23 protein-coding genes are annotated in these 26,621 nt (G+C 63.4%); 11 read left to right on the top strand and 12 right to left on the bottom strand.

Annotated features, from left to right (window positions below; all coding sequences use genetic code 11):
- Positions 1 to 43: 43 nt before the first annotated feature.
- The 7 genes from ACFRJ9_RS11945 to ACFRJ9_RS11915 all read right to left on the bottom strand — a co-directional run bounded on the left by ACFRJ9_RS11945 (position 44) and on the right by ACFRJ9_RS11915 (position 8,176).
- Positions 44 to 1,198, bottom strand: a complete 1,155-nt coding sequence (locus ACFRJ9_RS11945; RefSeq protein WP_377667917.1) for an ABC transporter substrate-binding protein — start codon at positions 1,196 to 1,198, stop codon at positions 44 to 46.
- 153 nt (positions 1,199 to 1,351) lie between these two features.
- Positions 1,352 to 2,305: a homocysteine S-methyltransferase gene (gene mmuM / locus ACFRJ9_RS11940; RefSeq protein ID WP_377667915.1), complete on the bottom strand. Its 954-nt coding sequence runs from the start codon at positions 2,303 to 2,305 to the stop codon at positions 1,352 to 1,354.
- Between the two features lie 98 nt (positions 2,306 to 2,403).
- The gene (locus tag ACFRJ9_RS11935; protein ID WP_377667913.1) at positions 2,404 to 3,807 is read right to left on the bottom strand and encodes a sulfate adenylyltransferase subunit 1; all 1,404 of its coding nucleotides are present in this window, start codon (positions 3,805 to 3,807) and stop codon (positions 2,404 to 2,406) included.
- Positions 3,808 to 4,767, bottom strand: a complete 960-nt coding sequence (gene cysD, locus ACFRJ9_RS11930) for a sulfate adenylyltransferase subunit CysD (protein ID WP_377667911.1) — start codon at positions 4,765 to 4,767, stop codon at positions 3,808 to 3,810.
- The gene (locus tag ACFRJ9_RS11925; RefSeq protein WP_377667908.1) at positions 4,764 to 5,516 is read right to left on the bottom strand and encodes a phosphoadenylyl-sulfate reductase; all 753 of its coding nucleotides are present in this window, start codon (positions 5,514 to 5,516) and stop codon (positions 4,764 to 4,766) included. Before ACFRJ9_RS11925 ends, cysD begins: the two co-directional genes overlap by 4 nt.
- On the bottom strand, positions 5,513 to 7,255 hold the full coding sequence (locus ACFRJ9_RS11920; RefSeq protein WP_377667906.1) for a nitrite/sulfite reductase: 1,743 nt from the start codon (positions 7,253 to 7,255) through the stop codon (positions 5,513 to 5,515). The genes ACFRJ9_RS11925 and ACFRJ9_RS11920 overlap by 4 nt, the downstream gene beginning before the upstream one ends.
- Before the next feature lie 153 nt (positions 7,256 to 7,408).
- A complete protein-coding gene (locus ACFRJ9_RS11915; protein ID WP_377668066.1) occupies positions 7,409 to 8,176 on the bottom strand; it encodes a sirohydrochlorin chelatase in 768 nt (255 codons plus the stop codon).
- Between ACFRJ9_RS11915 and ACFRJ9_RS11910 the strand changes: the two genes are divergently transcribed.
- The gene (locus tag ACFRJ9_RS11910; RefSeq protein ID WP_377667903.1) at positions 8,177 to 8,848 is read left to right on the top strand and encodes a trimeric intracellular cation channel family protein; all 672 of its coding nucleotides are present in this window, start codon (positions 8,177 to 8,179) and stop codon (positions 8,846 to 8,848) included.
- 13 nt (positions 8,849 to 8,861) lie between these two features.
- Positions 8,862 to 9,284 (top strand): hypothetical protein, encoded by a 423-nt coding sequence (locus ACFRJ9_RS11905; protein ID WP_377667901.1) that lies wholly within the window; start codon positions 8,862 to 8,864, stop codon positions 9,282 to 9,284.
- A gap of 180 nt (positions 9,285 to 9,464) precedes the next feature.
- Here ACFRJ9_RS11905 and ACFRJ9_RS11900 read toward each other — a convergent pair whose 3' ends face one another.
- The 4 genes from ACFRJ9_RS11900 to ACFRJ9_RS11885 form a co-directional block, all read right to left on the bottom strand.
- Positions 9,465 to 10,334, bottom strand: coding sequence for a type IV toxin-antitoxin system AbiEi family antitoxin domain-containing protein (locus ACFRJ9_RS11900; RefSeq protein ID WP_377667898.1), 870 nt, complete (start codon positions 10,332 to 10,334; stop codon positions 9,465 to 9,467).
- 560 nt (positions 10,335 to 10,894) lie between these two features.
- Complete coding sequence (locus ACFRJ9_RS11895) at positions 10,895 to 11,998, bottom strand: polyprenyl synthetase family protein (RefSeq protein ID WP_377667895.1); 1,104 nt, start codon at positions 11,996 to 11,998, stop codon at positions 10,895 to 10,897.
- Positions 11,999 to 12,007: 9 nt separating this feature from the next.
- Complete coding sequence (locus ACFRJ9_RS11890) at positions 12,008 to 13,351, bottom strand: geranylgeranyl reductase family protein (protein ID WP_377667892.1); 1,344 nt, start codon at positions 13,349 to 13,351, stop codon at positions 12,008 to 12,010.
- Positions 13,352 to 13,379: 28 nt separating this feature from the next.
- A complete protein-coding gene (locus tag ACFRJ9_RS11885; protein WP_377667890.1) occupies positions 13,380 to 14,141 on the bottom strand; it encodes a demethylmenaquinone methyltransferase in 762 nt (253 codons plus the stop codon).
- Positions 14,142 to 14,232: 91 nt separating this feature from the next.
- On the opposite strand from ACFRJ9_RS11885, the gene ACFRJ9_RS11880 reads away from it, so the two are divergent.
- The 4 genes from ACFRJ9_RS11880 (at position 14,233) to ACFRJ9_RS11865 (ending at position 18,241) form a co-directional block, all read left to right on the top strand.
- A complete protein-coding gene (locus tag ACFRJ9_RS11880) occupies positions 14,233 to 15,588 on the top strand; it encodes an isochorismate synthase MenF (RefSeq protein WP_377667887.1) in 1,356 nt (451 codons plus the stop codon).
- Between the two features lie 158 nt (positions 15,589 to 15,746).
- Positions 15,747 to 16,541 carry an ABC transporter substrate-binding protein gene (locus tag ACFRJ9_RS11875; RefSeq protein WP_377667885.1) on the top strand — a complete coding sequence of 265 codons (795 nt, stop codon included), beginning with the start codon at positions 15,747 to 15,749 and terminating at the stop codon, positions 16,539 to 16,541.
- A 108-nt stretch (positions 16,542 to 16,649) separates the two neighbouring features.
- On the top strand, positions 16,650 to 17,441 hold the full coding sequence (locus ACFRJ9_RS11870; protein ID WP_377667882.1) for an amino acid ABC transporter permease: 792 nt from the start codon (positions 16,650 to 16,652) through the stop codon (positions 17,439 to 17,441).
- A gap of 11 nt (positions 17,442 to 17,452) precedes the next feature.
- Positions 17,453 to 18,241 carry an amino acid ABC transporter ATP-binding protein gene (locus tag ACFRJ9_RS11865; RefSeq protein WP_377667880.1) on the top strand — a complete coding sequence of 263 codons (789 nt, stop codon included), beginning with the start codon at positions 17,453 to 17,455 and terminating at the stop codon, positions 18,239 to 18,241.
- A gap of 121 nt (positions 18,242 to 18,362) precedes the next feature.
- Here ACFRJ9_RS11865 and menD read toward each other — a convergent pair whose 3' ends face one another.
- Positions 18,363 to 20,072 (bottom strand): 2-succinyl-5-enolpyruvyl-6-hydroxy-3-cyclohexene-1-carboxylic-acid synthase, encoded by a 1,710-nt coding sequence (menD, locus tag ACFRJ9_RS11860; protein WP_377667878.1) that lies wholly within the window; start codon positions 20,070 to 20,072, stop codon positions 18,363 to 18,365.
- 154 nt (positions 20,073 to 20,226) lie between these two features.
- On the opposite strand from menD, the gene ACFRJ9_RS11855 reads away from it, so the two are divergent.
- From ACFRJ9_RS11855 to ACFRJ9_RS11835, 5 genes are all read left to right on the top strand, one after another.
- Positions 20,227 to 21,318: a LacI family DNA-binding transcriptional regulator gene (locus ACFRJ9_RS11855; RefSeq protein WP_377667876.1), complete on the top strand. Its 1,092-nt coding sequence runs from the start codon at positions 20,227 to 20,229 to the stop codon at positions 21,316 to 21,318.
- A 228-nt stretch (positions 21,319 to 21,546) separates the two neighbouring features.
- Positions 21,547 to 22,821: a sugar ABC transporter substrate-binding protein gene (locus tag ACFRJ9_RS11850; protein WP_377667874.1), complete on the top strand. Its 1,275-nt coding sequence runs from the start codon at positions 21,547 to 21,549 to the stop codon at positions 22,819 to 22,821.
- Positions 22,822 to 22,823: 2 nt separating this feature from the next.
- Complete coding sequence (locus ACFRJ9_RS11845) at positions 22,824 to 23,771, top strand: carbohydrate ABC transporter permease (protein WP_377667872.1); 948 nt, start codon at positions 22,824 to 22,826, stop codon at positions 23,769 to 23,771.
- 23 nt (positions 23,772 to 23,794) lie between these two features.
- Entirely contained in the window at positions 23,795 to 24,634 is an 840-nt protein-coding gene (locus ACFRJ9_RS11840; protein ID WP_377668064.1) for a carbohydrate ABC transporter permease, read from the top strand.
- Positions 24,635 to 24,695: 61 nt separating this feature from the next.
- Positions 24,696 to 26,612, top strand: coding sequence for a glycoside hydrolase family 3 protein (locus ACFRJ9_RS11835; RefSeq protein WP_377667869.1), 1,917 nt, complete (start codon positions 24,696 to 24,698; stop codon positions 26,610 to 26,612).
- Positions 26,613 to 26,621: the final 9 nt, after the last annotated feature.

Genomic DNA, 26,621 nt, shown 5'->3' with positions numbered 1-26,621 from the left:
TCCCCCGACACAATCGAAGGGGAAGCGGGCCAGCCGTTACTGCTTAGTCTTGTCCGAGTCCTGCGGCGGAGGTCTTTTTGCCTTCTACCTCGTTCAGGGCGCGGAGGTCGAAGATGCCGTTGATGTCGGCGGTTTTGGTGGTGCCGGCGTCAACACCGTCCTGCAGCAGCTTCTTGTACGTTCCGGCGAGCGGATCCGTGGTGAAGGTGATGTTCTTCAACGCCCGGTCGATCACGTTCGCCGGCAGGGGCTTGCCCGCGGTGTCCTTCAAGACAGCGTTGATGGTGCTCGCCTTCTCCTCGGCCGAGGCCGTGTTCAGCCAGTTCACCGATTCCACGTGGCCCTTCAGGAGCGCCTTCACCGTTTCGGGGTGTTCGGCAGCGAACTTCTTGTTCACGATCAAGATGGTGGTGGTGAACTCACCCTTCTCCCAGAGGTCCTTCTCGTCCACCAGGACCTTGGCCCCGGCCTCGAGGACCAACCGCGAGGCCCACGGCTCAGGCAACCACGCGCCGTCGAGCTTGCCGTCCTGGAACAACTTCAAGGACTGCGCGTTCTCGGTCGGGTTGATGTTGACGTCACCACTGCCATCGGTGTTGGTCTTGAACCCCTGGTCCCCCAGCCAGGCGCGCAGGGCCACGTCCTGGGTACCGCCAAGCTGCGGCGTGGCCAGCACCTTGCCCTTGAGGTCCGCCGCGGAGTTGATCTCCGGCTTGACCACCAACTGCGCCCCGCCCGAGGCCGCACCGGCAATGATGCTGATGGACTCGCCGTTGCTCTTGACGAACGAGTTGATGGCCGGGTTCGGGCCGATGTACGTGGCATCGATCGCGCCGGCGTTCAGGGCCTCGATCGCGGCCGGACCGGCATTGAAGATCTGCGTGCTGAGCTTGGTCTGGCCCAGTTCCTTGGCGATGAAGCCCTTGCTGGTGCCAACCAACGCCGGGCCGTGGGTGACGTTGCTGAAATAGCCAAGCTTCAACTCAGCAGCCGGCGTCGTCGCCGGAACCGGAGCGGCCTGGTTATTGTTCTGCGACACAGCCGAAGCCACTGCAGCGCCGGCACCGATCAGCAAGACGATGCCCACCGCCAAAGCGATCTCAAGGGTACGGCGGCGCTTGGGCTTGGGTGCGGTCTCACCGGCGACGATGCGAGTGGTACCGGAATCGGGTTTCTGCGACTCGGGTGTGTTTGCCATTGGGGAAGTCCTTACGAATGTGGGATGCGAGTGGGGCGAAGATCAGGCCCCGTAACATCGCCCGTTATGGGCAAGGAAGGACCATTCCGGAGAGGTCATGTGTTCAGAGTAGGGACTGTCATATTTCCGCTTCAATCCCGTAGAAACCAAGGTTCACGCGGGGTCACGTGGCGTCATATTCGCTGCCAGGCCTTCTATGTCGCGCGGAGTTGTGCGGCAGCAGCCACCGATGAGCATGGCTCCCCTGTCCTTCCATAAAGCAGCGTTGCCGGCCAAGGTTCCGCTCCGCTGGACACCCGCAGCCGGACTCCAGGTCTTGGTCACGGCGTCGTAAGCTTCGCCCGAATTCGGGTATGCCACAAGGGGCGCATCAGTGACGTCCTGCAGCGTGCCAAGGGCCGACGTCACCAATTCCAGCGGCACACAATTGACCCCGACGGCGGCCACGCGCGGTTCCGCCCGCAGCAGGGCAGCTACGTCCGCGAGCGGTGTTCCGTCACTGATGCGGCCGCTGTCCCGCAGCGTGAACGTAAACCAGGATTCGACGTCGAACTCCGCCACGAGCGCCAACAGCGCCTCCGCTTCGGCATACGACGGCAGCGTCTCGCACGCCAGGAAATCCGCACCAGCCTCCACCAGCGCGGCGATGCGGGGTTGGTGGAAGTCGCGGAATTCCGCGGGAGACAGCGTGTAATCGCCGCGGTATTCAGAGCCGTCGGCAAGGTAGGCGCCGTACGGCCCCACGGATCCGGCCACCAGCAAAGGCCCGCTCGCCGAACCATCAGCCAAGGACTCCCGGCGGGCTTCATCGGCCAATCGGACGCTCAAGGCCACCAGCTCAAGAGCCCCCTCAGAGCCAAGCCCACGCCGTGCAAACCCCTCCGGAGTCGCCTGATTGCTGGCCGTGATGGCCACGGAAGCACCGGCGTCGAAATAGTCTCGATGGACCTGCTTGATCAGGTGCGGCTGCTCCAGCAGGACCTTGGCCGACCACAGCGGATCCTCAAGATCGCATCCGTGGGCCTCGAGTTCCGTAGCCAACGCACCGTCCAGGACCAGGTTCTTGCCGGCGGCCAGGAGCGTGCTGAGGGTGGTGTTCTGTGGCATGCGGCCTTCCAAAAAAGAAAACCACAGCTTGTTCGAAATTCCCGCCGTACAGCGTGAGGAGTCGCGAACAAGCTGCGGTTTTGTGACTACGTGTGAACCTAGATGACGTAACGTTCGTCTTCGTGGTCGCCCGGGTGGTCCTTCACGAGGCCGGCAGCAAGGGTGTTGCCGTCAGTCGGGTCGATCACCAGGAATGCGCCGGTTCGGCGGTGGTGCAGGTAGTTCTCCAACGGCAGCGCAGCGGCAAGTCGCAGCAGCGCATGTCCGATGTCGTTGAGCTCCAGGTTGGACGCCGGCTCCACGTTGAACGTGGCCAGGTCCAGCTTTCCGGTGACATTGCGGACCAGTGCCTGGACCGTGCGCGTACCGTGCTTCACCAGGACCTTCTGGCCTTCACGCAAAGGCTTGGGCGAAAGCCATGCCAGCGACGCGTACAGATCGGCCGTGCTTTCGCGGACCGTGCCTGCAGCGGCAATGGTGTCACCACGGGCAATGTCGATCTCGTCAGCCAATCGGACGGCCACGGACTGCGGTGCAGCCGCCTCGTCCAGCGACTGGCCGGCGAAGTCGATGCCCACCACCGTGGTGATGCGCGGCTCGTGACCGGGGCTGATGACGGAAACTTCGTCCCCCACCTTCACGGAGCCCTCCGTGATCTGGCCAGCGTAGGCGCGGTAATCGCGGTACGCCTCCACATCGAGCCCGCCGGCAACAGCATCAGGAGCCAGGGCGCCCTGCGGCCGGATGACCAGCTGGACCGGGAAACGGAAACTCTCCAGTTCGGCTTCGAGCTCGTCAGCAGCCGGGAGGGTTTCGAGGACCTCAAGCAGTGCCGGACCGGTGTACCAGGGGGTGCGCTCGGAGCGGTCCACCACGTTGTCGCCATCAAGGGCGGAAACCGGGACAACCAGCAGGTCAGCAACACCATCGGAACCAAGTCCGAGCTCGCGGGCAACCTTCTGCACGTCCGCCTCAATGTCGCGGAACACCCGCTCGCTGAAGTCAACGAGGTCGATCTTGTTGACGGCCACGATCACATGGGCAACGCGGAGCAACTGCAGCACGGAGAGATGCCGGCGGGTCTGCTCCAGCACACCCTTGCGGGCGTCGATGAGCACGACGACGGCATCCGCAGTGGACGCGCCGGTCACCGTGTTCTTGGTGTACTGAACGTGGCCGGGGCAGTCCGCCAGGATGAAGCTGCGGCGGTCCGTTGCGAAGTAGCGGTAGGCGACATCGATGGTGATGCCCTGCTCGCGCTCGGCGCGGAGTCCGTCGGTCAGGAGGGCGAGGTCGATCCCGCCCTTTTCGCCGCCGAAGCCGCGGTCCGCAGAGGTGCGGGCAACGGCGTCGAGCGTGTCAGCAAGAATCGCCTTGGAATCGTGCAGGAGGCGGCCCACCAAAGTGGACTTGCCGTCGTCGACCGATCCCGCAGTGGCGAAACGGAACAGGGTGGTGGGCAGGGCTGTCTCCAGCCCGGCGGCCAGTGTTTCGGTGCTCATTTAGAAGTAGCCGTCCTTCTTGCGGTCTTCCATGGCGGCCTCGGAGATGCGGTCATCTGCTCGGGTGGCGCCACGTTCGGTCAGGGTGGAGGCGGCGACTTCAACTACGACGTCGGCCACAGTGCGTGCGTCGGACTCGACTGCACCGGTGCAGGACATGTCGCCCACCGTGCGGTAGCGCACCAGCTTGGTGATGACTTCCTCGTGCGGCAGCGGCTGGGAAACCTCGCCCACCGCACGCCACATGCCGTCCCGAGCGAAGACTTCGCGGTCGTGGGCGTAGTACAGGCCGGGGAGCTCGATGTTCTCGCGCTCGATGTAGCGCCAGATGTCCAGCTCGGTCCAGTTGCTGATGGGGAAAGCACGGACGTGCTGGCCCACGGTGTGGCGGCCGTTGTACAGGTTCCACAGCTCGGGGCGCTGGTTGCGCGGATCCCACTGGCCGAATTCGTCGCGGAGGCTCAGGATGCGTTCCTTGGCGCGGGCCTTGTCCTCGTCACGACGACCGCCGCCGAACACGGCGTCGAACTTGTTGCGCTGGATGGCATCCAGCAGCGGAACGGTCTGCAGCGGGTTGCGGGTGCCGTCGGCACGCTCAGCCAGTTCGCCGCGGTCGATGAATTCCTGCACCGAACCAACAACCAGCTTCAGTCCAAGGCGCTCAACGGTGCGGTCGCGGAAGTCGATGACCTCCGGGAAGTTGTGACCGGTGTCCACGTGCAGGACCGGGAACGGAACCTTGCCCGGCCAGAAGGCCTTGGTGGCCAGATGCAGCATGACCACGGAGTCCTTGCCACCGGAGAACAGCAGCGCAGGCTTCTCGAACTCGGCGACAACCTCGCGGATGATATGAATCGCTTCGGACTCGAGGGTGTCCAGGCTGGAGAGACGCTCCGCTGAAGGGGCGTCGACTGCCGCTGCAACTTCCACCGTGGACTCCTCTGTTGTGTACGTGCTCATGTGTGTAGTCCGCATTCTGTCTTGTCGGATCCAGCCCAGCGGCCGGCGCGGGGGTCTTCGCCCGGGGCCACCTTGCGGGTGCATGGCTGGCAGCCGATGGACGGGTAGCCCTGGCTCAGGAGGGGGTTGACGGGAAGGATGTTGTCCTCGGAGTACTCGATCAGCTGATCGAAGGTCCAGTCCACCATCGGGTTCACCTTGACCAGGCCGAAGCCTTCATCCCAGGTGATCACGGGCGTATTGGTGCGGGTGGGTCCTTCGTCGCGGCGGACACCGGTGAACCACACTTCGTAGCCGGCCAGCGAGCGACGCAGGGGCTGGACTTTGCGGAGGGCGCAGCACTGGGCGGGGTCGCGGGCGAACAGGTCCTTGCCCAGCAGGCGGTCCTGCTGTTCCACGGTGTTCTCCGGAAGGACATCCACCACGTTGACCCGCAGGTTCGCCGCAACTTCGTCGCGGGTCTCGTACGTTTCCTTGAAGTGGTAACCGGTCTCCAGGAATAAAACGTCGACGCCGGGCAGCTGGTCCGCCACCAAGGCCGGCAGGACGGCGTCGGCCATGGAGCAGGCCACCGTCACCGTGGGCAGCTCGAAGTTGCGGGCCACCCAGGCGATGACGTCCCGGGCCGGGGCGTTCCAGCCAAGCTCAGCGGCACCGGCTTCGGCCAGGGCCTTGAGCTCTTCGTGTGAGCGAAGGGCGGGCCGTGCGGCTGCACTGGCGAGGTCGGTGATGGTGACGGGATCTGTCATTGGAGATCTCCTTCATCTGCGGAGTGTGCCCACTCAGCGAAAGTCTGGCCCTCGGCGCCAACGGCGACGAACTTACGGACCACGCGCTCCACGTAATCGGGCAGGTCTTCCACCGTGACCTTGAGGCCGCGGACGGTACGTCCCAAACCGGCTTCCGCACGCTCGTTGTTAGCCAGCCCGCCACCGAGGTGGACCTGGAAACCCGGGGTGGGGTCGCCGTCGGGCGTTGGCAGCATCATGCCCTTCAGTCCGATGTCCGCGGTCTGGATGCGGGCGCAGGAGTTCGGGCAACCGTTGATGTGGAGGGACAGTGCCTGCGGCAGCTGCTTGGTTTCCACGAGGTCGGCCAGCCGCTCTTCCAGCTCGGCGATGGCCGTCGCCGCCGTAACCTTCGTTTCCACGATGGCCAGCTTGCAGTACTCGATGCCCGTGCAGGCGATGGTGCCGCGGCGGAACAGGGACGGCCGGGCGGAAAGGCCCAGGGTGTCCAGTTCGGCGATCAGCGGCTCCACCTGCTCCTTGGCCACGTCCAGGATGACGAGCTTCTGGTGGGGAGTAGTGCGCAGGCGGTAGCTGCCGTGCTTCTCCAGAGTGTCAGCCAGCGTAACCAGTGCCTCGCCGGACGTGCGTCCCACAGTGGGGGTCACGCCGATGAAGAACTTGCCGTCCTTCTGCTCGTGCACACCGATGTGGTCCCCTGGCGAGGTGGGCTTCGGAGCGGGCGGGCCGTCCGGAAGCTTGAAGCCAAGGTATTCGTCTTCGAGGATCTGGCGGAACTTGGCCGGGCCCCAGTCGTTCATCAGGAACTTCAGGCGTGCTTTGGTGCGCATGCGCCGGTAGCCGTAGTCGCGGAAGATGCTGGTGACGCCCAGCCACACTTCGGCAGCCACGTCAGCGGAGACGAACACACCCAGGCGTTCGGCCAGGCGCGGGTTGGTGGACAGGCCGCCGCCAACCCAGAGGTCATAGCCGGCACCGAGCTCGGGGTGGACCACGCCAACCAGGGCGAAGTCGTTGATTTCGTGCACCACGTCCTGGGACGGGTGGCCGGTGATGGCGGTCTTGTATTTGCGCGGCAGGTTGGCCAGCTCGGGGTCGCCGATGAACCGCTCGGCGAGTTCGTGGATGAGCGGCGTGGGGTCGATGATCTCGTCCTTGGCGATGCCCGCAACCGGGGAGCCGAGGATAACGCGGGGAACGTCGCCGCACGCTTCGGTGGTGGACAGCCCGATGGATTCGAGTCGGCGCCAGATCTCCGGCACGTCTTCAACCCGGATCCAGTGCAGCTGGATGTTCTGGCGGTCCGTGAGGTCGGCCGAGCCGCGCGCGAAGTCCACGGAAATCTGGCCGATGACGCGCAGCTGCTCGGTGGTCAACGCACCGCCGTCGATGCGGACGCGGAGCATGAAGTACTTGTCTTCGAGCTCGTGCGGTTCAAGTGTTGCGGTCTTGCCGCCGTCGATCCCGGGCTTGCGCTGCGTGTACAGGCCCCACCAGCGGAAACGGCCGTGCAGGTCCGTGCCGTCGATCGAGTCAAAGCCCTCTTTGGAGTAGACAGACTCAATGCGTTCCCGGACGTTCAGCCCGTTATCGTCCTGCTTCCAGGTCTCATTGGCATTGAGGGGCGTGGTGCCGTCAACCTTCCACTGGCCGTGGGGCTTGGCGGCAGGGCGGGTGCGTGCTGGGCGCGAAGGGACTGCGGTGTCCGCGGACGCACCGGCTACAGCTGTATCTGTCATGCTTCGACTGTAGGTCTGGCCAGTTTTCGCCAGCAAAGGTCCGGAAACGCTAAGTCACCTAGGGAAACATTTCGTCACGAAGGGTTTCTCTGCCTTGTTCCGGAGCGGCTCTTATGCAGGTCCCCTTCGGTCACTTTTCCGCGCGGATAAAGGTTAGGACAGCCTTTCCAACACTGCGTCGTACCGTTCCAGTGCGATCTCCGCGAGCACCTTGGACGGCAGCAGCGGCGCCGACACAATGTCGGCTCCGGCCTTCGCCAGTTGGTCGTGGAAGTAGCCGGTGGCCAGCAGGTAGGAAGAGACGAAGACCCTCCCGGTACCTCCGCTTGCGGTGAGTTCCGCACGCAAGGAGGCGACGCCGTCGGGCACTGTTGGCTGCGCACTGGCGCCATAGGCGACGCGGACCTTGTTCGGGAGCAGCTCAGCAAGCAAGCGTGACTGCTCCTCGGAATCTACTGAACCGTCCGGAAGGGACGATCCCGCGGCAGCCAGCAGCACGCCGTCGTCCTCGTTCAGGCCGGCGGCCCGCAAGTGCGTGGCGAGCAGCTCAGCCAGGCGCGCGTCTGGACCCAGCGGTCGCGCGGCTATGACCTCGGGCCTGCCCTTGATCGCCTTGGGTACGTCCACCTTGATGTGGAAGCCGGTTGACAGCAAAAGCGGTACGACTACGGCGGCTGTCCCCGCGGGCAGGCCCTCCACCACACCGGACAGCTCGGGCTCCTGGACGTCAACGTACGCTTCCAGAACCCGAAGCCCGGGCCGGAGGGCCTCGATGTCGGCCATGACCTGGCGGATGGCAGCTTGGCCTTCGGCGTTACGGGTTCCGTGGGCACACGCGATCAAAACGGGGCTGTTCATGGGAGCTAGCGTAACGTTGAGCCAGCACCAGTTGAGAGCCGCACGCAGAAAGAACCCTTCCAGTTGATTTCCATTGACATCGTCCTTCTGTGGCTTGACCTGGTGGGCGTGTTCTTCTTTGCCGTCTCAGGATCTTTGCTGGCAGCCCGCAAACAGTTCGACATTGTAGGTTCGGTGCTTCTCGCCTCCATCGTTGCCTTGGGCGGCGGTGTGATCCGCGACATCATCATCAACGCCGGTCCCCCCATCGCGTTCACGAATCCTGCGTATCTTGCCCCTCCGCTGCTGGCGGCGATGCTGGTCTACTTCCTGTTCTCGTCGGTCCAGCGCTTCACCTCCCTTCTGACGCTGTTCGACGCCGGCGGCTTGGCTTTGTTCTGCATCACGGGGACTTTGAAAGCGCTCACCGCCGGGGTCAATCCGGTGGCCGCCATTTTGCTGGGTGTGACCACGGCCGTGGGTGGCGGACTGCTGCGCGACATTACGGCAAACGAAATCCCCACGCTCTTCAATGCCCGCGACCTCTATGCCCTGCCTGCCTTTGTTGGCGCGGGACTCACCACCCTTTTGTGGCACCTCGGTACTTTCACCGGGCTGACAGCGTGCGTTATTGCCGGGGTGGTGTTCGCCTTCCGTGTCACCGCGTGGCGACGCAGCTGGCACGTGCCGCTCGCGGTCCGTGGTTGGCACCGGCCCGGCAGTGGAACAGGCGCAATTTCAGGTGCCCGGGATTAGCTAGGATAAGAGCATGACTGACATGTTCCTCGAGAAGTTCCGCGCGCTGGTCCCAAAGTATCTCGAGGATGAATGGCAGGAAGAAGACGGCCTCACGCCGGGCGAGCTGGACGACGCCCTCGCTGACCACACCTTCACCATCCCGCTGGTCCTGCGCGAGTTCTACTTGGCGATCGGCGGTTGCGAGGACCTCATGGAGGCCTACCACTACTTCTGGGACCCCGAGGAACTCGAGGTCGATGACGAAGGCTTCCTCATGTTCCTCGAAGACGAGGACGAACAATTCACCTGGGGCTTCCGCACGGCGGACCTTGGCATCCCTGACCCCATCGTCTGGCGCCGCAACAACGCCCGCGGCCAGTGGAAGAGCGAGGAAGGCACGTTCTCCGAGTTCGTGTTCGACATGTTCGAGTGGGCGTTCAACGACGAAGACTAGTTTTCTTCACAGCAGCCCCCGCGCACCCTCACCGGGTTGCGAAGGGGGCTGTTTTGCTGGGAGCACGGGGCTGCCGAGACCCACTTTGATGATGAAACTGCCCTGACACGCCGCTGAAGGTGCGTGTCGCAGGAAGTTGGTCGCCAAAGTGGGTGGTGGCGCTACGGCACTGACAGGAATTTACGACGGCGGAACCCACCCGGGTGCGTACCTTGCGGGTGCATAGCGGCCGGCTTCCCGGTTCCAAAGGACTGCCATCACTTCTGCAACCATTCGCTGTGGGTGGTACACGACGTCTGCATAGTAGTAGTGCAGGCTCACGAGTCCGCCGCGGAGACCGGCATTGTTCCGGTAGTGGTCCTTCTTGACCTGTTTGCCTTCAAGGTGCGTGCCGCCGTCGAGTTCAACTATCAGGCACTCGTTGATCAAGCAGTCCACTTCACCTACTCCGGGCACCTCCGCGTGCATCTGAACCCGCAGGCCGGCCCGGCGGAAGTGGGTGTGCGCGAGCACTTCCAAGAGCGAGTCGGCCCTTGGCAGGACCAGATCCAATATGGCGCGAAGTTTGCCGTTCCTGTTGCCCGGCATCTTGCTTTCCAGGAACTTGGTGGTCAGCAAGGCCTGGCTCACGGCACTTTGCACCATGACCAGCGACTCCAGCTCAGGCAAGCACCTCATGGCGTGCAGTAGAACATCGGCCACTCCCGCAACCGGCAGATAGGGGTGGTCCGGGTGTGGGCACTGGCCGTGGTGAAGTACGCGTCGCCGCGCCAGGCCTGTCCCGCAACTCAGGTGGAGCTGCTCACCTTCGTGGAGCGTCCACAGACGATAAAACCGGGCAGCCGAGACACAGGTCAGCTTTCCGTTGGCCCTGAACGCGGTCACAATGTCAGGATCGGCATCCCGTGTGACGTAGACGCCACGATGCAGCCGACTCATGACACCTTCTTTGACTGCCCTCGCCAGAGCCCTCCGGGTAAATCCAGCCGCATAGAGCATTTTGGTGGTCGCAGCCCCATGACGGCTACGGAGGAAGTCAACAATGTCCATATGGAAATAGTCAGGCTTGGACGGTTCACGTAGCTGACGGGGATAGGTCTATGTGGAAAACCCCCAGTACCGACACCACCCACTTTGGGGGGATTTTGAATCCAACACACCTCGATTCCGCGCGTACAAGGCTTCGTGGAATCAAAGTGGGTGGCGACGACACAGCCACGGTCTGTAATTCACAGCACCACAATCGAAAATCCGTTGACCCCAAGAGTTGCCAATGTGACAGGATTGTCATAAGCTTTTCACGGATCCACTAAATGCCTCCGGTGGGTCTGATGCGAACGGAGATTGTGGTCCCGGTTCGGTGCAGCGTATGACTCGTAACGTTGCAGCGAGCCGGGGCCATTCCGTTTTTTCGGCCAAGGACGTGGAGGCGCGTGCGGCCACCACCAGCATTGATTCCACTCCCCCTCTGCGACACACCTTTGACAGGCGTGTCTAAGGACACCGCAGCTCAATGTGGGTGGTGAAGGCCCGGGTTCCAAAATACCCTCAGCACAAAAAACAGGCGCCCGGCCCATGAAGGTCCGGACGCCTGCCAAAGCAGAGGAAATTTAGCTGCTGCGGTCCACCACGGCGTGCGCAAAGTTGGTCAGCGATGCCTTCACCACGCCCTCCGGCAACGGGGCCAAGGCTGCCACGGCCTCGGCGGACCACTGACGGGCGATCTTCCAGGATTCGGTGGTCACGGGGTGCTCGCGGAGTCCGGCAACGGCCTCAGCCAATGCTTCGTCAGAGGACAGGTCACCGTCCACCAATTCCAGCAGCTCAATCGCCGAGGCATCCCCTGCTGCGGCATCGCGCCGCAACAACAGGACGGGCAGGGTGGGAACGCCCTCACGGAGGTCCGTGCCCGGGGACTTGCCCGACTTGACCTTTACACCGGTGACATCGATGACGTCGTCGGCAAGCTGGAAGGCAACGCCCACCTTTTCGCCGTACTCCACCAGGAGGTCCTCGAAAGCCTCATCGGCACCGGCGAAGATCGCACCGAGCTGGCCGGAAGCGGCCACCAGGGAGCCGGTCTTGTCCGCGATCACGGAGAGGTAGTGCTCCACATGGTCTTCGTCTTCGCGGGGTCCTACAGTTTCGTGGAGCTGGCCGAGGCACAGGCGTTCGAAGGTCCGGGCCTGGATCCCCAGGGCCCGTGAGCCGAGTTCGGACACCAGGATGGAGGCACGGGCGAAGATCAGGTCGCCGGTGAGAATGGCAACCGAGTTGCCCCAGACCTCGTGGGCCGTCGGTGCGCCGCGGCGGTAGGGAGCGGAGTCCATCACGTCATCGTGGTAGAGCGTTGCAAGGTGCGTCAGCTCAACAACTACAGCGGCCTGGACAACCTCGGGCCGCGAAGCATCACCAAGGTGCGCACACAACAGGGTGAGCAGCGGACGGATGCGCTTGCCACCGGCTTCCACCAGGTGGCGCGACGTCGCGTCAGCAAGGGGGTCCGAGTTGGAGATGGCCTCGCGGAGCTTCTTTTCCACGCGTGCCAGGTTGGTGGTGATGGCGGGGCCGAGCTCGGCGTCACCGGCAATCGCAGCGAAACCGGCGGGCAGCTGAAGCCCCGTGGCGATCGCGGTGGTGTTGGGGGCAGGCTCAACAGAGTCCGGCAGGCCGTGTCCGGCATGCGTCCAGCTGTGTTCGGCAGAGTTCGTCACGGGTTAACCCTAACTAGTTGTTGCGGAAACCGCGGTGTCGGAGCCGGCCACCTGAACAGCACGGGCAGAGGAACTGTTGGACGTGGCCGGAACCAGCATCTCAAGGACGCGGATCACGCGGTCTTCGAAGCCCTTCGCGGAGGGGTCCGTGAGGTTGGCGAGCATGCGGACCACGAAGCGCATCAGCACCGGGACGGGCATGCCGGTGCGCAGGGCCAGCTTCATCACGGCAGGCTTGCCGATCAACGCGGCAAAAGCGCGACCCAGGGTGAAGTGGGAACCCCACTGGTCCCGCACATAGTCCGCGTACCGCGAAAGGTGCGCATCGGCGTCGTCGGCGGTCCAACCTGCCGAAGCGGAGCGCGCCGAGCAATCAACAATGAACTCGGCCGCGAACCGTGCCGACTCCATCGCGTAGGAGATGCCTTCGCCGTTGAACGGGGACACCATGCCGCCGGCATCGCCCAGCAGGAGCAACCCGGGCGAGTAGTGCGGCGTGCGATTGAAGCCCATGGGCAGCGCGGCGCCGCGGATCTCCCCCACCTGGTTTTCGGGCGTGAAGCCCCATTCCGAGGGCATGCCTGCGGTCCATTCGCGCAGGACCTGCTTGTAGTCGAGCTTTCCGAATTCCTTGGACGAGTTCAGGATGCCGAGGCCAACGTTGGATGTGCCGTCGCCCACGCCGAACACCCAGCCATAGCCGGGCAGTGGCTTGCCGGACTTGCCGGGAAGTTCCAGCCAACCTTCCATCCAGTCGTCCTCGTGGCGCGGCGAGGTGAAGTAGGTGCGCACGGCGACGCCCAGCGGACGGTCGTCGCGCTTGTGCATCCCCAGCGACACGGCCGTGCGAGTGGAATTGCCGTCCGCCGCGAGAACGACGTCGGCATGGAAGTCGCGCGTTTCGCCCGTCTTGCGTCCGGACTCGTCCAGGAGGGCGGCCCGGGCGCCGATGACCCGGCCGTCGTCGGACGTCAGCGCGGTGGTGACACTGTGGCGTTCAAGCACGACGGCGCCAACGGACTGTGCGTGACGGGCCAGGTCCTCGTCGAAACCGAGTCGGGTCCGGATCAGTCCGTACGTGGGAAAATCCGCAACCTCGGGCCATGGCAGCTCGATAGTGCGGCCGCCTGCGATCAAGCGGAGCCCCTTGTTCCGCCGCCAGCCCTCAGACTCGGCGTGCGGGAGGCCTAGCTTCTGGATTTCGCGGACCGCACGCGGAGTGAGGCCGTCGCCGCACACCTTCTCACGGGGAAATGAGGTCTTTTCCAGGACCGTGACATCAATGCCGGCCTGGGCGAGGTAATACGCGGCGGTGGACCCGGCGGGGCCCGCGCCAACAATCAGTACTTTCACGTCGTCCTAAATCAGCAGGCAATACACGTTAGCTGGGCTGGTGGCGAGGCTTGATCTGGCGGCGCAGTTTGGCCACTGGAACGCTTTCGCGGTGCTCGGCAGGCTTCTGCGCACGGTGCACGGCAACGATTCCGCCGCTGAGGTTGCGGTAGGTGATGTCCGTCCAACCGGCGTCGCTGAGCCACTGGGCAAGGTGGTCCTGGTCCGGCCAGGCGCGGATGGATTCAGCGAGGTACACGTAGGCATCCGGGTTGGAGGAAACCTTGGTGGCGATAGCGGGAAGCGCGCGCATCAGGTACTCGGTGTAAAGATTGCGCCACAGCGGAACCACGGGGTGGGAGAACTCGGCGATGACCAAACGGCCGCCGGGCTTGGTGACGCGCAGCATTTCCTCAAGGGCCTTGCGCGGCTCCACGACATTGCGCAGGCCGAAGGAAATGGTGGAGGCGTCGAAGCTGTTGTCAGCGAAGGGCAGGTTGGTGGCATCCCCGGCGATGAAGTCGATGTCCGGGCGGCGGCGCTTACCCACCTTGAGCATGCCCAAGGAGAAGTCGCAGGCAACAACGTCCACGCCGGCGTCGGCGTACGGTTCGCTGGAGGTACCGGTTCCGGCGGCGAGGTCCAGGACCTTCTGGCCTACCTTGACATCCATGGCGTCCACCACGATGCGGCGCCAACGGCGGGTCTGCCCCATGGACAGGACATCGTTCACGACGTCGTATTTGGGGGCGACATCGTCAAACATCGTCGCAACTTCGTCCGGACGCTTTTCCAAGGATGCTCGGTTCACCCTGTAATTGTCTCAGACATTCAGCGGACTTTGCTGCGCTGTAGAAGAAGGGTCAGGTTCTGCCCGCACCCGGGAGTACTGTAGTTCCATCATGACGAGCACGCTCCGTACCTTGACAGTCCCCCTCGATGTTGGATCATCCGCAGGGGGGCTGCCGTCGTTTCTGGTGCGGGACGACGTCCTTTGCTGGTCCCGACGCGAAGCCGGCTTGGTGGGCTACGGGGAACTGACCCGTTTCAACGCCACCGGACCCGAGCGCTTCCTGGAAGCCGACATTTGGTGGCGGCACCTCATTCTTGAGGCAGAGATCACGGACCACGTTGAGCTTCCGGGCACCGGCCCCGTGGCTTTTGGCTCCTTCGCCTTCTCCAAGACGTCCACGCACGTTTCGCGCCTGATCCTCCCTGAACTGGTGGTCGGCATCCGTGACGGCCGTGCCTGGGCAACCCAGTTGACGTTCGACGACCACCCCCTCACCCAGGCGGGCGTCCTCGCCACCGTGGACCGCTGGCTGACCGGTGGCGAGCCGAACGGTGAGGATTCAGCGTCAGGAGGGTCCGACGTCGGACTCTCGCCTGCTGATGCGTCGCTCGACGGTTCCTCCGGTCACCTCAGCCATGGTTCCCTCAACGAAGCCAACTGGATGCAGGCCGTTGCCGATGGCGTTGAGGAGATCCGCGCGGGCAAGCTGGAGAAGCTGGTGCTGGCGCGCGACGTCGTCGCTACCCTCCCGGAAGGGGTCAACGCTGCGGAGGTACTTCGCCAGCTCGCCGCACGGTACCGCGAATGCTGGACGTACGGCGTCGATGGACTGGTAGGTGCCACTCCGGAGATGTTGATCCAGGTGGAGGGCCGCACGGCGCAGGCGCGTGTGTTGGCTGGAACGTTGGACCGCCGGGATGCCGAGGGCGTGGACGGCTCCCCCATGGCCTACGCAGAACGCGTGTTGGCTGGTTCCGAGAAGCAACGCCATGAGCACGAGATCGCCATCGATTCCCTGACCCGGCAGCTTGCCCCGTTCTCGGAAGCCATGAACGCCCACAGCGAGCCGTTCATCCTGGAGCTCCCGAATGTATGGCACCTGGCCTCGGACGTGAAGGCTGAGTTGGCGGATATCGAAGGCCACGTGCCCACCTGCCTGGCCTTGATCAATGCGCTTCATCCGACTGCTGCGGTCTGCGGGACGCCTACCCTGGTGGCCGGTGCGTTGATTCGTAAACTCGAGCATCTGGATCGCGGACCGTACGCCGGCCCGGTGGGCTGGCTGGACGCCGCCGGCAACGGCGAATGGGGCATTGCCCTCCGTGGCGCAGTGATCGAGGACGCCAATACGGTGCGGTTGTATGCGGGTTGCGGCATCGTTGAGGGTTCGCAGCCCGAGGCCGAACTGGCTGAAACCTGGGCCAAGTTCCGCCCTATGCTTGAGGCCCTGGGCATCCGACGCTGAATCTGGGATTACAGACTGTGCCTCGGAAAGCGCCCTTGCAAAACGAGTAAACTAGTTATCCAATAGTGAAACTTAGTTTTCTGTGATGCACATCTCACGTTCGGCGCTACACTAAAACCGACTCAGTTCAGCATCCACTGCAACAAAAGGTAAAAAACATGCAGATCTCCCGTTCGGTTATGTCCGGCACCAAGATTGCCGCCGTGCTCGCAGCAGGCGCGCTGGCCCTGACCGCTTGCGGTGGCTCCTCCACCCCGGCAGCGTCTGATTCGGGCCTCAAGCTCATCAACGCCGGCAAGCTCACGGTGTGCTCGGACATTCCCTACGAGCCCTTCGAATTCCAGAAGGACGGCAAGAACGTCGGCTTCGACATGGATATTGCCGCTGAAGTGGCCAAGGACGCCAAGGCCGAGCTCAACGTAGTGGACAGCTCGTTCGAAGCCATCGAAACCGGCACCGCGCTGACCGGTTGCGACGTCTCCATCTCCTCCATCTCCATCACGGACGTCCGCAAGAGCGTCATGGACTTCTCCAGCCCCTACATGGACGACGACCTGACCCTCGTGGCTTCCTCGTCGTCCGGCATCAGCAACATTGACGGCGCCAAGGGCAAGAAGGTGGGCGTCCAGCAGGCCACCACCGGCGCCCAGTACGCCAAGGACAAGGGCATCGACGCACAGCAGTTCGAGGACTCCGGCCTCCTGGTCCAGGCCCTGAAGGCCGGCACCATCGACGCCGCCATCGGCAACCAGTCCGTCCTGGCCTACGCCATCAAGGACGAGTCCAACATCAAGCGCGTTGAAGACTACGCAACGGGCGAGAAGCTCGGAATCTCCATCAAGAAGGGCAACACCGCCATGGCGGATGCTGTCAACGCCACGCTCAAGCGCATCACTGACGACGGCACCCTGAAGAAGTTCGAGACCACCTGGTTCGGCGAAGCCGCCAAGTAGTCCGAGCACCCGGCTCCCGAGATCCACGCAGGAGGGGCCCCGTAACGATATGTTCAGTTGGACAGTTCGTACGGGGCCCCACCCGCGCAACATGAATGTGAGAACACCATGGCAATGACTGCACGTCAACGAGCCAAAGTCAGTCTGTACGTCCAGGCCGGAATCTTCGTTGTGGCCGTGGCCGCAGTGATCCTTGCCGTGGACTGGAAGACCGTTGGAAACAGCGTCTTCAACTTCGCCAAGATCGGCCCGATGTTCCCGGATATCTTCCTGGTGGGCCTCAAGAACACCCTCATCTACACGGCGCTGGCCTTCGTGGTGGGCCTGTCCGGCGGTCTGCTGCTTGCCTTGATGAAGCTCTCCTCCTTCCCGCTGTACCGCTGGCTCGCCACGGGCTACATCGAGTTCTTCCGCGGCGTCCCTGCGCTCTTGGTCTTCATCGCTTTCGGCTACGGCGTTCCGCTGGCCTTCGGCGTCCAGTGGGACGTCAACATCGTGGTCATGGTTTCCCTCGGAATGGTGGCTTCGGCGTACATTGCCGAAACCCTTCGCGCCGGCCTCCAGGCTGTGCCCAAGGGCCAGATGGAAGCCGCCCGTTCACTGGGCATGCCGCACTGGCGGGCCATGGTGTCGATCGTGATCCCCCAGGCTTTCAAGATCGTCCTGCCGCCGCTGACCAACGAAATCATCCTGCTCACCAAGGACTCCTCGCTGATCTACGTGCTGGGCCTCACCGCCTCGCAGTACGAGCTCACCAAGTTTGGCCGCGACGGCATCTCCAGCCTCGGCGCCGGACTGACCCCGCTGCTCGTGGCCGGCGCGTTCTACCTGGTCATCACCATCCCCTTGAGCCTCCTGGCACGGAAGTTCGAAAGCCGCTCCGCGCGGACGAAGCGATAGGCAGGACAGTCATGAACGACGTCGTAAACAGCACCGTCCGCGCCGCGGGCGTGAACATCAAGGACCTGCGGAAGTCCTACGGCAGCAACGAGGTCCTCAAGGGCATCTCGCTGACCGTGGAACCAGGCCAGGTAGTCTGCCTGATCGGGCCCTCGGGTTCTGGCAAGTCCACCCTCCTGCGCTGCGTGAACCTGCTCGAGCAGCCGAACGCCGGGACCATCAACGTAGGCAAGTTCGAGGCAACAGACCCCGACGTTGACCTCAACCGGATGCGCCAGAGCGTTGGAATGGTGTTCCAGCACTTCAACCTGTTCCCGCACCTGAGCGTGCTGGACAACTGCACCATCTCGCAGATGAAGGTCCTCAAGCGCTCCAAGTCAGAGGCAGGCCAGGTGGCGCGCCACAACCTGGAACGCGTTGGCTTGGGACACCTTGCCGACCGCTTCCCGGACCAGCTCTCCGGCGGCCAGCAGCAGCGCGTGGCCATCGCCCGTGCGCTGTCCATGGATCCGCAACTCATGCTGTTCGATGAGCCCACCTCCGCGTTGGACCCCGAGACCGTGGGCGATGTCCTGGCCGTCATGCGCAAGCTGGCCCAGGAAGGCATGACCATGCTCGTTGTCACGCACGAAATGGGCTTTGCCCGCGAAGTGGCCGACCGCGTGGTCTTCATGGACGCCGGCGTAGTGGTCGAAGAGGGTTCTGCGGAGCACGTCATCGGTGCCCCCACACAGCCACGCACCAAGGAATTCCTGCGCCGGGTCCTGGATCCGACGCACATTGGCGTCGAGGAAGCCTGACGCCACCTGGCCCACTGGTGCCGCGCGCACCAGACGTTCCTTGGCAGCGCACCCTTTTCCGCCATCCGCACCCGAGATTACGGGCGCGGATGGCGGAAACAGGTGCGGCGCCGGGCTGCTACTAGCCCGCCGTCAGGACCTTGCCCACGGCACCGGAAACAGCGTCCTTGATCCGGGCATGCAATCCCCGTAAGCCCGCCCGGTCCACCCGCACCTCCACAATGGTGCGCCCCTTCAGCGGCGACTTGAGTGCATCGGCGAGTTCCGCCGTCGTGCTTACCGCTTGGTGCCCGACGCCGTAGGCCGCCGCGAGTGCCGCGATGTCCACTGAGTGCGGGGTACCAAAGAGGCGTTCGACGGCGGTGCCGTAGGCGCCTGAGTCTTCCACGGCACCGTGTTCCAAAAGCGCGAAAATGGCGCCGCCGGAATCGTTGAGGACCACGATGCGGAGATCTGGCACGGGTTCACCATGGCCCAGCAGCAGTCCACCGGCGTCGTGCAGGAACGTGACGTCGCCCAGAAGGACCGTGGTTTCACGTCCGCTGCCCAGTGCGATTCCGGTGGCCGTGGCGATGGTTCCGTCGATTCCAGCCAGGCCGCGGTTGGCATAGACGGTGGCGATGGGCTCGGAGTGGGGTTGCCCGGCAAGGTCAACGTCCCGGATGCCATTGGAGGACCCCAGGACCAATTGCCCCCGCGAGTGCTCCCAGACGGTGGCCCCTACTGCCGGGCCGTTGGCGACGCTCTCTGTGTCCAGCACTCCGTCCAGGCCGTGTTGGGCGGCAGCTCCCGCGAGGAGCCAGGAGTCCAGCCATTCAGCGGTTCCCCGGCCGGCGAACTCCGCCAACTCGGGAAGGGTTTCGATGGGTGTTTCGCGGCGCCGGCCTGGCTCGTACCAGGCAACCGGGACCGGCTGGTAGATCGCTGTTTCGACGGACTCGAGTGCCAGGAGCGAGGCAACCGGACGGGAAAGCGTGGCACGGCCGAACAGGACCACGCGTTCGATCGGGGCTGTCGATTCCGGGCCGAAGTGCTCCAGCAGCAACCGGTACGGTCCCACCGCGTTGGGACCGTACCGCGCGTTCGACGACGGTTCGGCGAGCAACGGCAGTCCGTGGGCGCGTGCAAAGGCCTCAGCCACGGGTCCGGCGTCGTGTCCTGCGAGGACAACTGTGCGTCGCTCAGCCAGTTCGTTGGATGCTGCCGGAAGGTCCAAAGCCTGCGGACCGGCGTCGTAGTGGAACACGCCATGTCCTTGGGCGTCCGGCAGGGCGTCGCCGGCCTCTGGCACCAGCGGATCGCGGAACGCCAAGTTCACTTGGACCGGGCCCGGAGGCGTATCTTCCAGGGCGCCGGTGGCTGCGTATAGGGCTGTGGCAACGGACCGCTGCGGGTTCTCCCCCGCGGCGACGTCGACGGCGAAGCGCACGTGATCGCCGAAAAGGTCCAGTTGGACAGTGGTTTGGTTCGCCCCGGTTCCATGAAGTTCTTCGGGCCGGTCAGCCGAGATAACCACCACCGGGACGGCGGAATGGTTGGCTTCCATGACTGCCGGCAGGAGATTGCCAACGGCCGTGCCAGATGTGGTGACCACAGCAACCGGTGCCTCGGTGGAGAGTGCCAAGCCCAGCGCGGTGAAGCCGGCATCGCGTTCGTCGATCCTGACATGGAGGCGAACCCGGCCCGCGACCTCTGCTTCCGCGAAGGCGTAGGCCAGGGGCGCCGACCGCGAACCTGGCGCCACCACCGCGTGCCGCACACCGCCGTCGAGCAGTGTTGTCACGGCGATCCGGGCGGCGGCGATGGATGTCAGAGAGTCCTGGGAAGTCACCGTTCCAGTCTATTGGCGCCCGCAGTCCCCAACGCTCTCTCCCATCCCACCCCCCAAACACCCGTCCCTCTCTCCCATCCCAACCGCCACCGGCCAACGCTCTCTCACCCAACGCCGCCTTATGCGCATAGACTCGACCGGGAAGGAGAATGACATGGCAAAAGGTCCCACGGTTTATCACGTTGCTGAACGGGCAGGCGTCTCGATTGCAACCGTTTCCTTCACCTTCCGGCAGCCCGAGAAAGTCAAGGCATCCACCCGTGAATTGGTCCTCGCGGCGGCCGAAGCTCTGGGCTATGTACCCAGCGCCAGCGCCCGGGGCCTGGCGCGGGGCAGGACAGGTGCCTTGGGCCTGTTTGCGTACGATTACCTCCTGGACCCGGCCAATGGGCGTCGAGAAGAAGGCATTTCTGCCTCCAACCCTGCTTCGGCAGAGGGTCTCGGCAACGAGGATCTTCGCCTGTTCCCTCTGTATGTGGACGAGGTTCAGCGCGGCGTCGAGTTGGAATGTTGGCGCCGTGGACAGGCCCTCTTGGTCGGTGGCGGCAATCCGGAAAACAACGAGGCAGTGTTGTCCGATATTGCCGGCCGCGTGGACGGACTGGCGGTGTTTCCCCGCTCAGTGCCCAGCGAAGCCCTGGCGCGAATAGCCCGGCGCATCCCCGTAGTGGAGGTCTCGGAAAGCGACTTGAACCAGGAGCTGGACCACGTCACTGTAGACAATACTTCCGGCATTCGGGCGATGACAAAGCATCTCCTCACGGAGCACGGCTACACCCGGTTAATGTTTCTCGGCGGCATGCCCTCCTCCGACAATGAAGAACGCCTCCAGTCATTCCTCGGAACGCTGCATGAGGCAGGCCTGGAACCGGCCCGCGAGCCCAACTATCCATGTGGCAGCGACGAGTCCGTCGCGGAAGTCATCCGCAATGTTTGCAAGGATGGCGGCTTGCCGGATGCCATTGTTTGCGCCACAGACCAGGACGCCTTGGTGGTCTTGGATACTCTCGCGGCCGCCGGAGTCAGCGTGCCCAAGGACGTCTCCGTCACCGGGTTCGATGGCATCGCCGCGGGCCGCGTGGTCCGACCATCCCTTAGCACGGTGCGCCAACCCATGGAACAGATGGGCCGCACCATGGTGCAACTGCTCCTTGACCGGCTGGATCATCCCGAAAAGGCGCCTTCCGCCGTGCGTCTTCCCGTCCGCCTCGTCGTGCGGGAAAGTTGTGGCTGCCAGCCGGGCTAGGCCTGCGGTCCCCTTTCCTTGAAGTCCGGCAGGCACCACCCTGCCGGACTTTCTGTTTTCCACATTCCTTGCGTAGCTGTTGCCAAAGTCACATTCAATGCGCTTAGATTGACTCCGTTGCCAAATCAAAGCGCTTAGATAGTTGAATCGGGACGGACAATCCCGCCCCGTCCGTCCGCGCCCTGGCCGTGTTGGCAGGGAAGTGCGGGACCCACGAAAGGAACGATGATGATCCATCCGAACGCCACGAAAGCCGCCGCGGTAGGCCTCGCTGCCGCCCTGCTACTGACTGCATGCGGCAGGGATTCAGCAGCTCCAGCCGGTGAAGCAGCAGCCGCGCCCATCACTTCGGGACCGGCTACTGGCACCATCACCCTGTGGGCCCAGGGCAGCGAGGGCGAAGCCTTGCCCGCTCTGTTGAAGGAATTCGAGGCGGAGAATCCCGGCGTAAAGGTCAACGTCACGGCCATTCCGTGGGACGCGGCGCTCAGCAAGTACCAGACCGCCATCGCGGGCGGGACAACTCCTGATGTTGCCCAAATGGGTACCACGTGGATGGGCGATTTCAGCGATGCCTTTGACGCCACCCCCAAGGACATCGACCCCAGCACGTTCTTCCCCAGCTCCGTGAAGTCAACGGAAGTTGAAGGCACCAGCTACGGTGTGCCGTGGTACGTCGATACCCGGGTGGTCTATTACCGCAGCGACCTCGCAGAGAAGGCCGGGATAACCAAAGCCCCGGAAACCTGGGACGACTTCAAGGCCCTTGCCAAGGGGCTCCAGGAAAAGGCCGGAGCCAAATTCGGCATCCAACTGCCCGTCGGTGCGGCCGGCTCCTACCAGGACACCCTCCCGTTCCAGTGGTCCAACGGAGCCAAGCTCATGAACGACGACGGCACCAAGTGGACCCTCGATACCCCTGAAGCCGCCGAGGCGCTGAAGTTTTACTCAGGCTTCTTCAAGGACGGTATTGCCTCAAAGGCGGCCTCCACCGGAACCACGGCCGAGGCTTCATTCGTTGACGGCTCCGCGCCGATGATGATCAGCGGTCCCTGGCACGTTGGACTCCTCAACAAGGCAGGAGGGGAAGGTTTCGCAGACAAGTACAAGGTTGCCCCTATGCCCAAGGCCAAGAGCTCCACGTCCTTCGCCGGAGGCTCCAACATGGTGGTGTTCAAGAAGTCCAAGAACCGGGACGCGTCTTGGAAGCTTCTTCAGTGGCTGTCCAAGCCCGAGGTCCAGCTCAAGTGGTACAAGGCAACGGGTGACCTCCCTTCCCAGGAGAGCGCATGGAAGGACCCCTCCCTGGCTGCAGACAGCAAGCTTTCCGTGTTCGGGGAACAGCTGAAAACCACCAACAACCCGCCGTCCGTCACCACGTGGACTCAGGTCGCCGCAGCTGCCGACACAGAGATTGAGCAGATAGTGAAGGCGGGCAAAGACCCCGAAGAGGCGCTGAAGTCCCTTCAGCAAACCGCCGATTCGATTGGAACCGGGAAGTAACAGTGGCAACCACCACAAGCGTCAGGCCTGCCAGCATCAGGGTCGCTGGCAGGCCTCCGGTCCGTGGAGGACGCGCACGTCGACGCCGGAACGCCTTGGTAGCGTGGCTCTTCGCGTTGCCGTTCGTCCTTGTTTTCTCGGTCTTCATGCTGGGACCACTGGTCTCCTCGTTCCTGATGTCCTTCACGGACTTCACCAGCCGCGACATCGATAACCCGTTTGCCGTGGGATTCGTCGGATTGGATCAGTACGCTGCCCTCTTCAGGAATCCCCAGTTCCTGCATTCCGTCCTCAACACCACCTATTTCGTGGTTGCCGGGATACCTCTGACAATCGTTCTTGCTTTGGCATTGGCGGTGGCTCTCAACAACGGCATCACCCGATTCCGCACCGCCTTCCGCGTTGGCTTCTACACCCCGGTGGTCACCAGCATCGTGGCAGTCGCGGTCGTCTGGCGGTTCATCCTGCAGCCCGACGGCCTGCTCAACGTCATTCTCGGCTGGGCGGGCATCGCCGGTCCTGACTGGCTCAACAGCACCGCGTGGTCCATGCCTGCCCTGATCATGCTCGCAGTGTGGCGGAACCTTGGAACCCTGATGATCATCTTCCTGGCCGGCCTCCAGAATGTTCCGGCCGACATCCTTGAGGCAGCGGCAGTGGACGGCGCCAATGCCTGGCAGCGCTTCATGCGGATCACTCTGCCGATGCTGCGCCCCACTCTGCTCCTGGGCACGGTCCTGCTTTCCGTGGGCTTCCTCCAGTTCTTCGAAGAGCCCTTTGTGATGACCAAGGGAGGGCCTTTGGACTCCACGTTGTCGGTCAGCTACTTCACCTTCAACCAGTTCGGGTTCGGCAAATATGGGCTCGCTTCGGCGGCCAGCTACGTGCTATTTGTGGCCATTGCGCTGCTCAGCCTGATCCAATTTCGAGCCCTGCGATCCAAGGACTGAGGCAACCAGTGACAATCCAAGAAATGACCCGGAAACGCAAGCAGCGAACGCCTTCGGCCCGCCTCTGGACCTACGCCATCCTGATTGTTGCAGTTGCCGCCACTCTCCTGCCGTTTGCATGGATGTTCCTGGGCGCTTTCAAGACCCAAGGTGAGCTCCTCCGGCGGCCCATCACATGGTGGCCGGAGCAACCCACCATGGAGAACTTCCTGGTCTGGTTCAACGAACTCCATATCGGCACGTTCTTCCTCAACAGTGTTGTGGTTGCCGTATTCACCGTTCTGGGCAATCTGCTGTTCTGCTCCATGGTGGGATATGCCCTGGCCAAGATGGACTTTCCTGGCAAGCGATTCCTGTTCCTGCTGGTCATGGTCATGCTGATGGTCCCCGGCGTGGTGACGTTTGTTCCCCTGTTCGTGATGGTGAGCAAGCTTGGTCTGGTCAGCACTTACCCGGCCTTGATCCTTCCCTTTCTGGCCGCACCCATGGGCGTGTTCTTGATGCGCCAATTCATCATGGGTATTCCGGATTCCCTCATCGAGGCCGCGAGGATCGACGGCGCGGGTGAACTGCGCACGTTCCTGCGGATCGTGCTGCCGTTGTGTGGACCACCGCTGGCAACGCTGGGCATCCTCACGTTCCTCGGTTCCTGGAACAACTTCCTTTGGCCCCTCGTGGTCGCGCAGACCGAGGACATGTACACCCTGCCAGTGGCCCTGTCCCTCTATTCCACGGGTCAAAACGCCACCGACTACGGACTACTCCTCGCAGGATCCGTCCTGGTCATCACGCCCATCCTTCTCCTGTTCGTTGGCCTCCAGCGCTACTTCATTCAGGGCGTCGCGGCCACCGGCATCAAGTAACCAACCCCGGCGCAACCACAGAACTCTGCGCAAACGAACAACCTGACTCTCGAAAGTACCCATGACGTCACAAACCCACACCAGCCCCGGCCCAGCGATCTCAGTATCGGACGACGACACGCAGTACCGGGATCTCAACGGCAACGGGATCATGGATCCCTTCGAAAATCCGGCGCTCACGCCGCATGAGCGCGCCGCGGACCTAACATCACGGCTCAGCATCGAGGAGAAGGCCGGCCTGATGTTCCACACGGTCATCGAAACGGGTCCGGATGGTTCCCTGCTGGAGAAGCCAGGCAACATCAGCAAATCACCCACCAGCACCGTGATTCTTGGCAAGTTCATGAACCACTTCAACATCCATGGCCTGGGCACTGCCCGCGAGGCGGCCCGCTGGAGCAACGCCCTGCAGAAACTCGCCCAGGAGACTCCTCATGGGATCCCCGTGACCATCTCCACCGACCCGCGGCACGCGTTCATTGAGAATTCCGGTGTCTCGTTCACTGCAGCCCACTTTTCCCAGTGGCCCGAACCCCTTGGGCTCGCGGCCGTCGGGAGCGCCGAACTGATCAGACGCTTCGCCGAGATCGCCCGCCATGAATACACTGCCGTGGGAATCAGGGCGGCCTTGCACCCCACAGTCGACTTGGCCACCGAGCCGCGGTGGTGCCGGCAGGCTGGGACTTTCGGCCAGGACTCGGAGCTCAGCGCCAAGTACGTGGTGGAGTATCTGCAGGGCTTCCAAGGTAAAAACCTGGGGCCCGGCAGCGTTGCCTGCACCACCAAACATTTCCCGGGCGGGGGTCCCCAGCGCGACGGCGAGGACGCCCATTTCCCGTACGGGCGTGAACAGGTCTATCCGGGCGGTAGATTCGACGAGCATCTGGCCCCGTTCCGGACGGCCATCGCCGAGAAGACCAGTGCCATCATGCCCTATTACGGGATGCCCGTTGGCATTGAACTCGACGGTGAAGCCGTGGAGGAGGTGGGCTTCGGCTACAACAAGCAAATCATCACCGGCCTGCTCAGGGACAAGCTCGGCTTCGACGGTGTTGTGCTCAGCGACTGGGAACTCGTCAACGACAACCTCGTGGGCGAGCAAGTGTTGCCGGCCCGGGCCTGGGGTGTCGAACATCTCAGTGCACCGGAGCGAATGCTGAAAATCCTCGACGCCGGTGTTGACCAGTTCGGTGGCGAGGAGTGCACGGAGTTGCTCATCGGCCTCATACGGGACGGCTCGATCAGCGAGGATCGCATCGACGAATCCGTGCGCCGCCTTCTCTTGGTCAAATTCCAGCTGGGCCTGTTCGACAACCCCTTCGTGGACGAGGATGCAGCAGCCGAAATCGTCGGGAATGCAGAATTCCGACGCGAAGGTCACAGCGCACAGGCGCGGTCCGTGACGGTGCTGACAAACGCCACTGACGACGGCGGGACCAGCCTGCCGCTGGCTGGCTCGCCGTCCATCTATGTGGAAGGGATGGACGCCGCTAGCCTCACTGGCTTCGGAACCGCTGTCCGGAATCCGGATGACGCGGACATTGCTGTCGTTCGATTGCACTCCCCTTGGGAACACCGCGATGACCTGTTCCTCGAAAGGCACTTTCACGCCGGGAGCCTGGACTTCCCACCCGGACTGGTCTCCCGGTTACGGGCACTGGCACAACGAACTCCACTGATCATCGACGTACGGCTGGACCGGCCCGCCATCCTCACTCCCCTGGCCGGTTTCGCCTCGGCCCTGGTAGGGACGTTTGGAGTCTCAGACCGCGCTCTTCTCGATGCCCTGTTCGGACGCATCGAACCCCACGGCCGTCTTCCGTTCGAAATCCCACGGTCGATGGACGCCGTCCACGCCTCACGATCGGATGTCGCAAGCGACACCGCCAACCCCCTGTTCCCCTTTGGGCACGGCCTGAACCCGCCCAAGGCACCGAACCCCGGAAAAAAGACCGAAGCTTCTCCCACCACAGAGTAAGGATCGCGC

It is taken from the genome of Paenarthrobacter sp. NPDC056912 (genome assembly GCF_042786555.1).
In the GTDB taxonomy this organism is placed as follows: Bacteria; Actinomycetota; Actinomycetes; order Actinomycetales; family Micrococcaceae; genus Arthrobacter.
The sequence above is the reverse complement of the archived record's forward strand: the minus strand, read 5'-3'. Positions and strand labels throughout refer to the sequence as shown.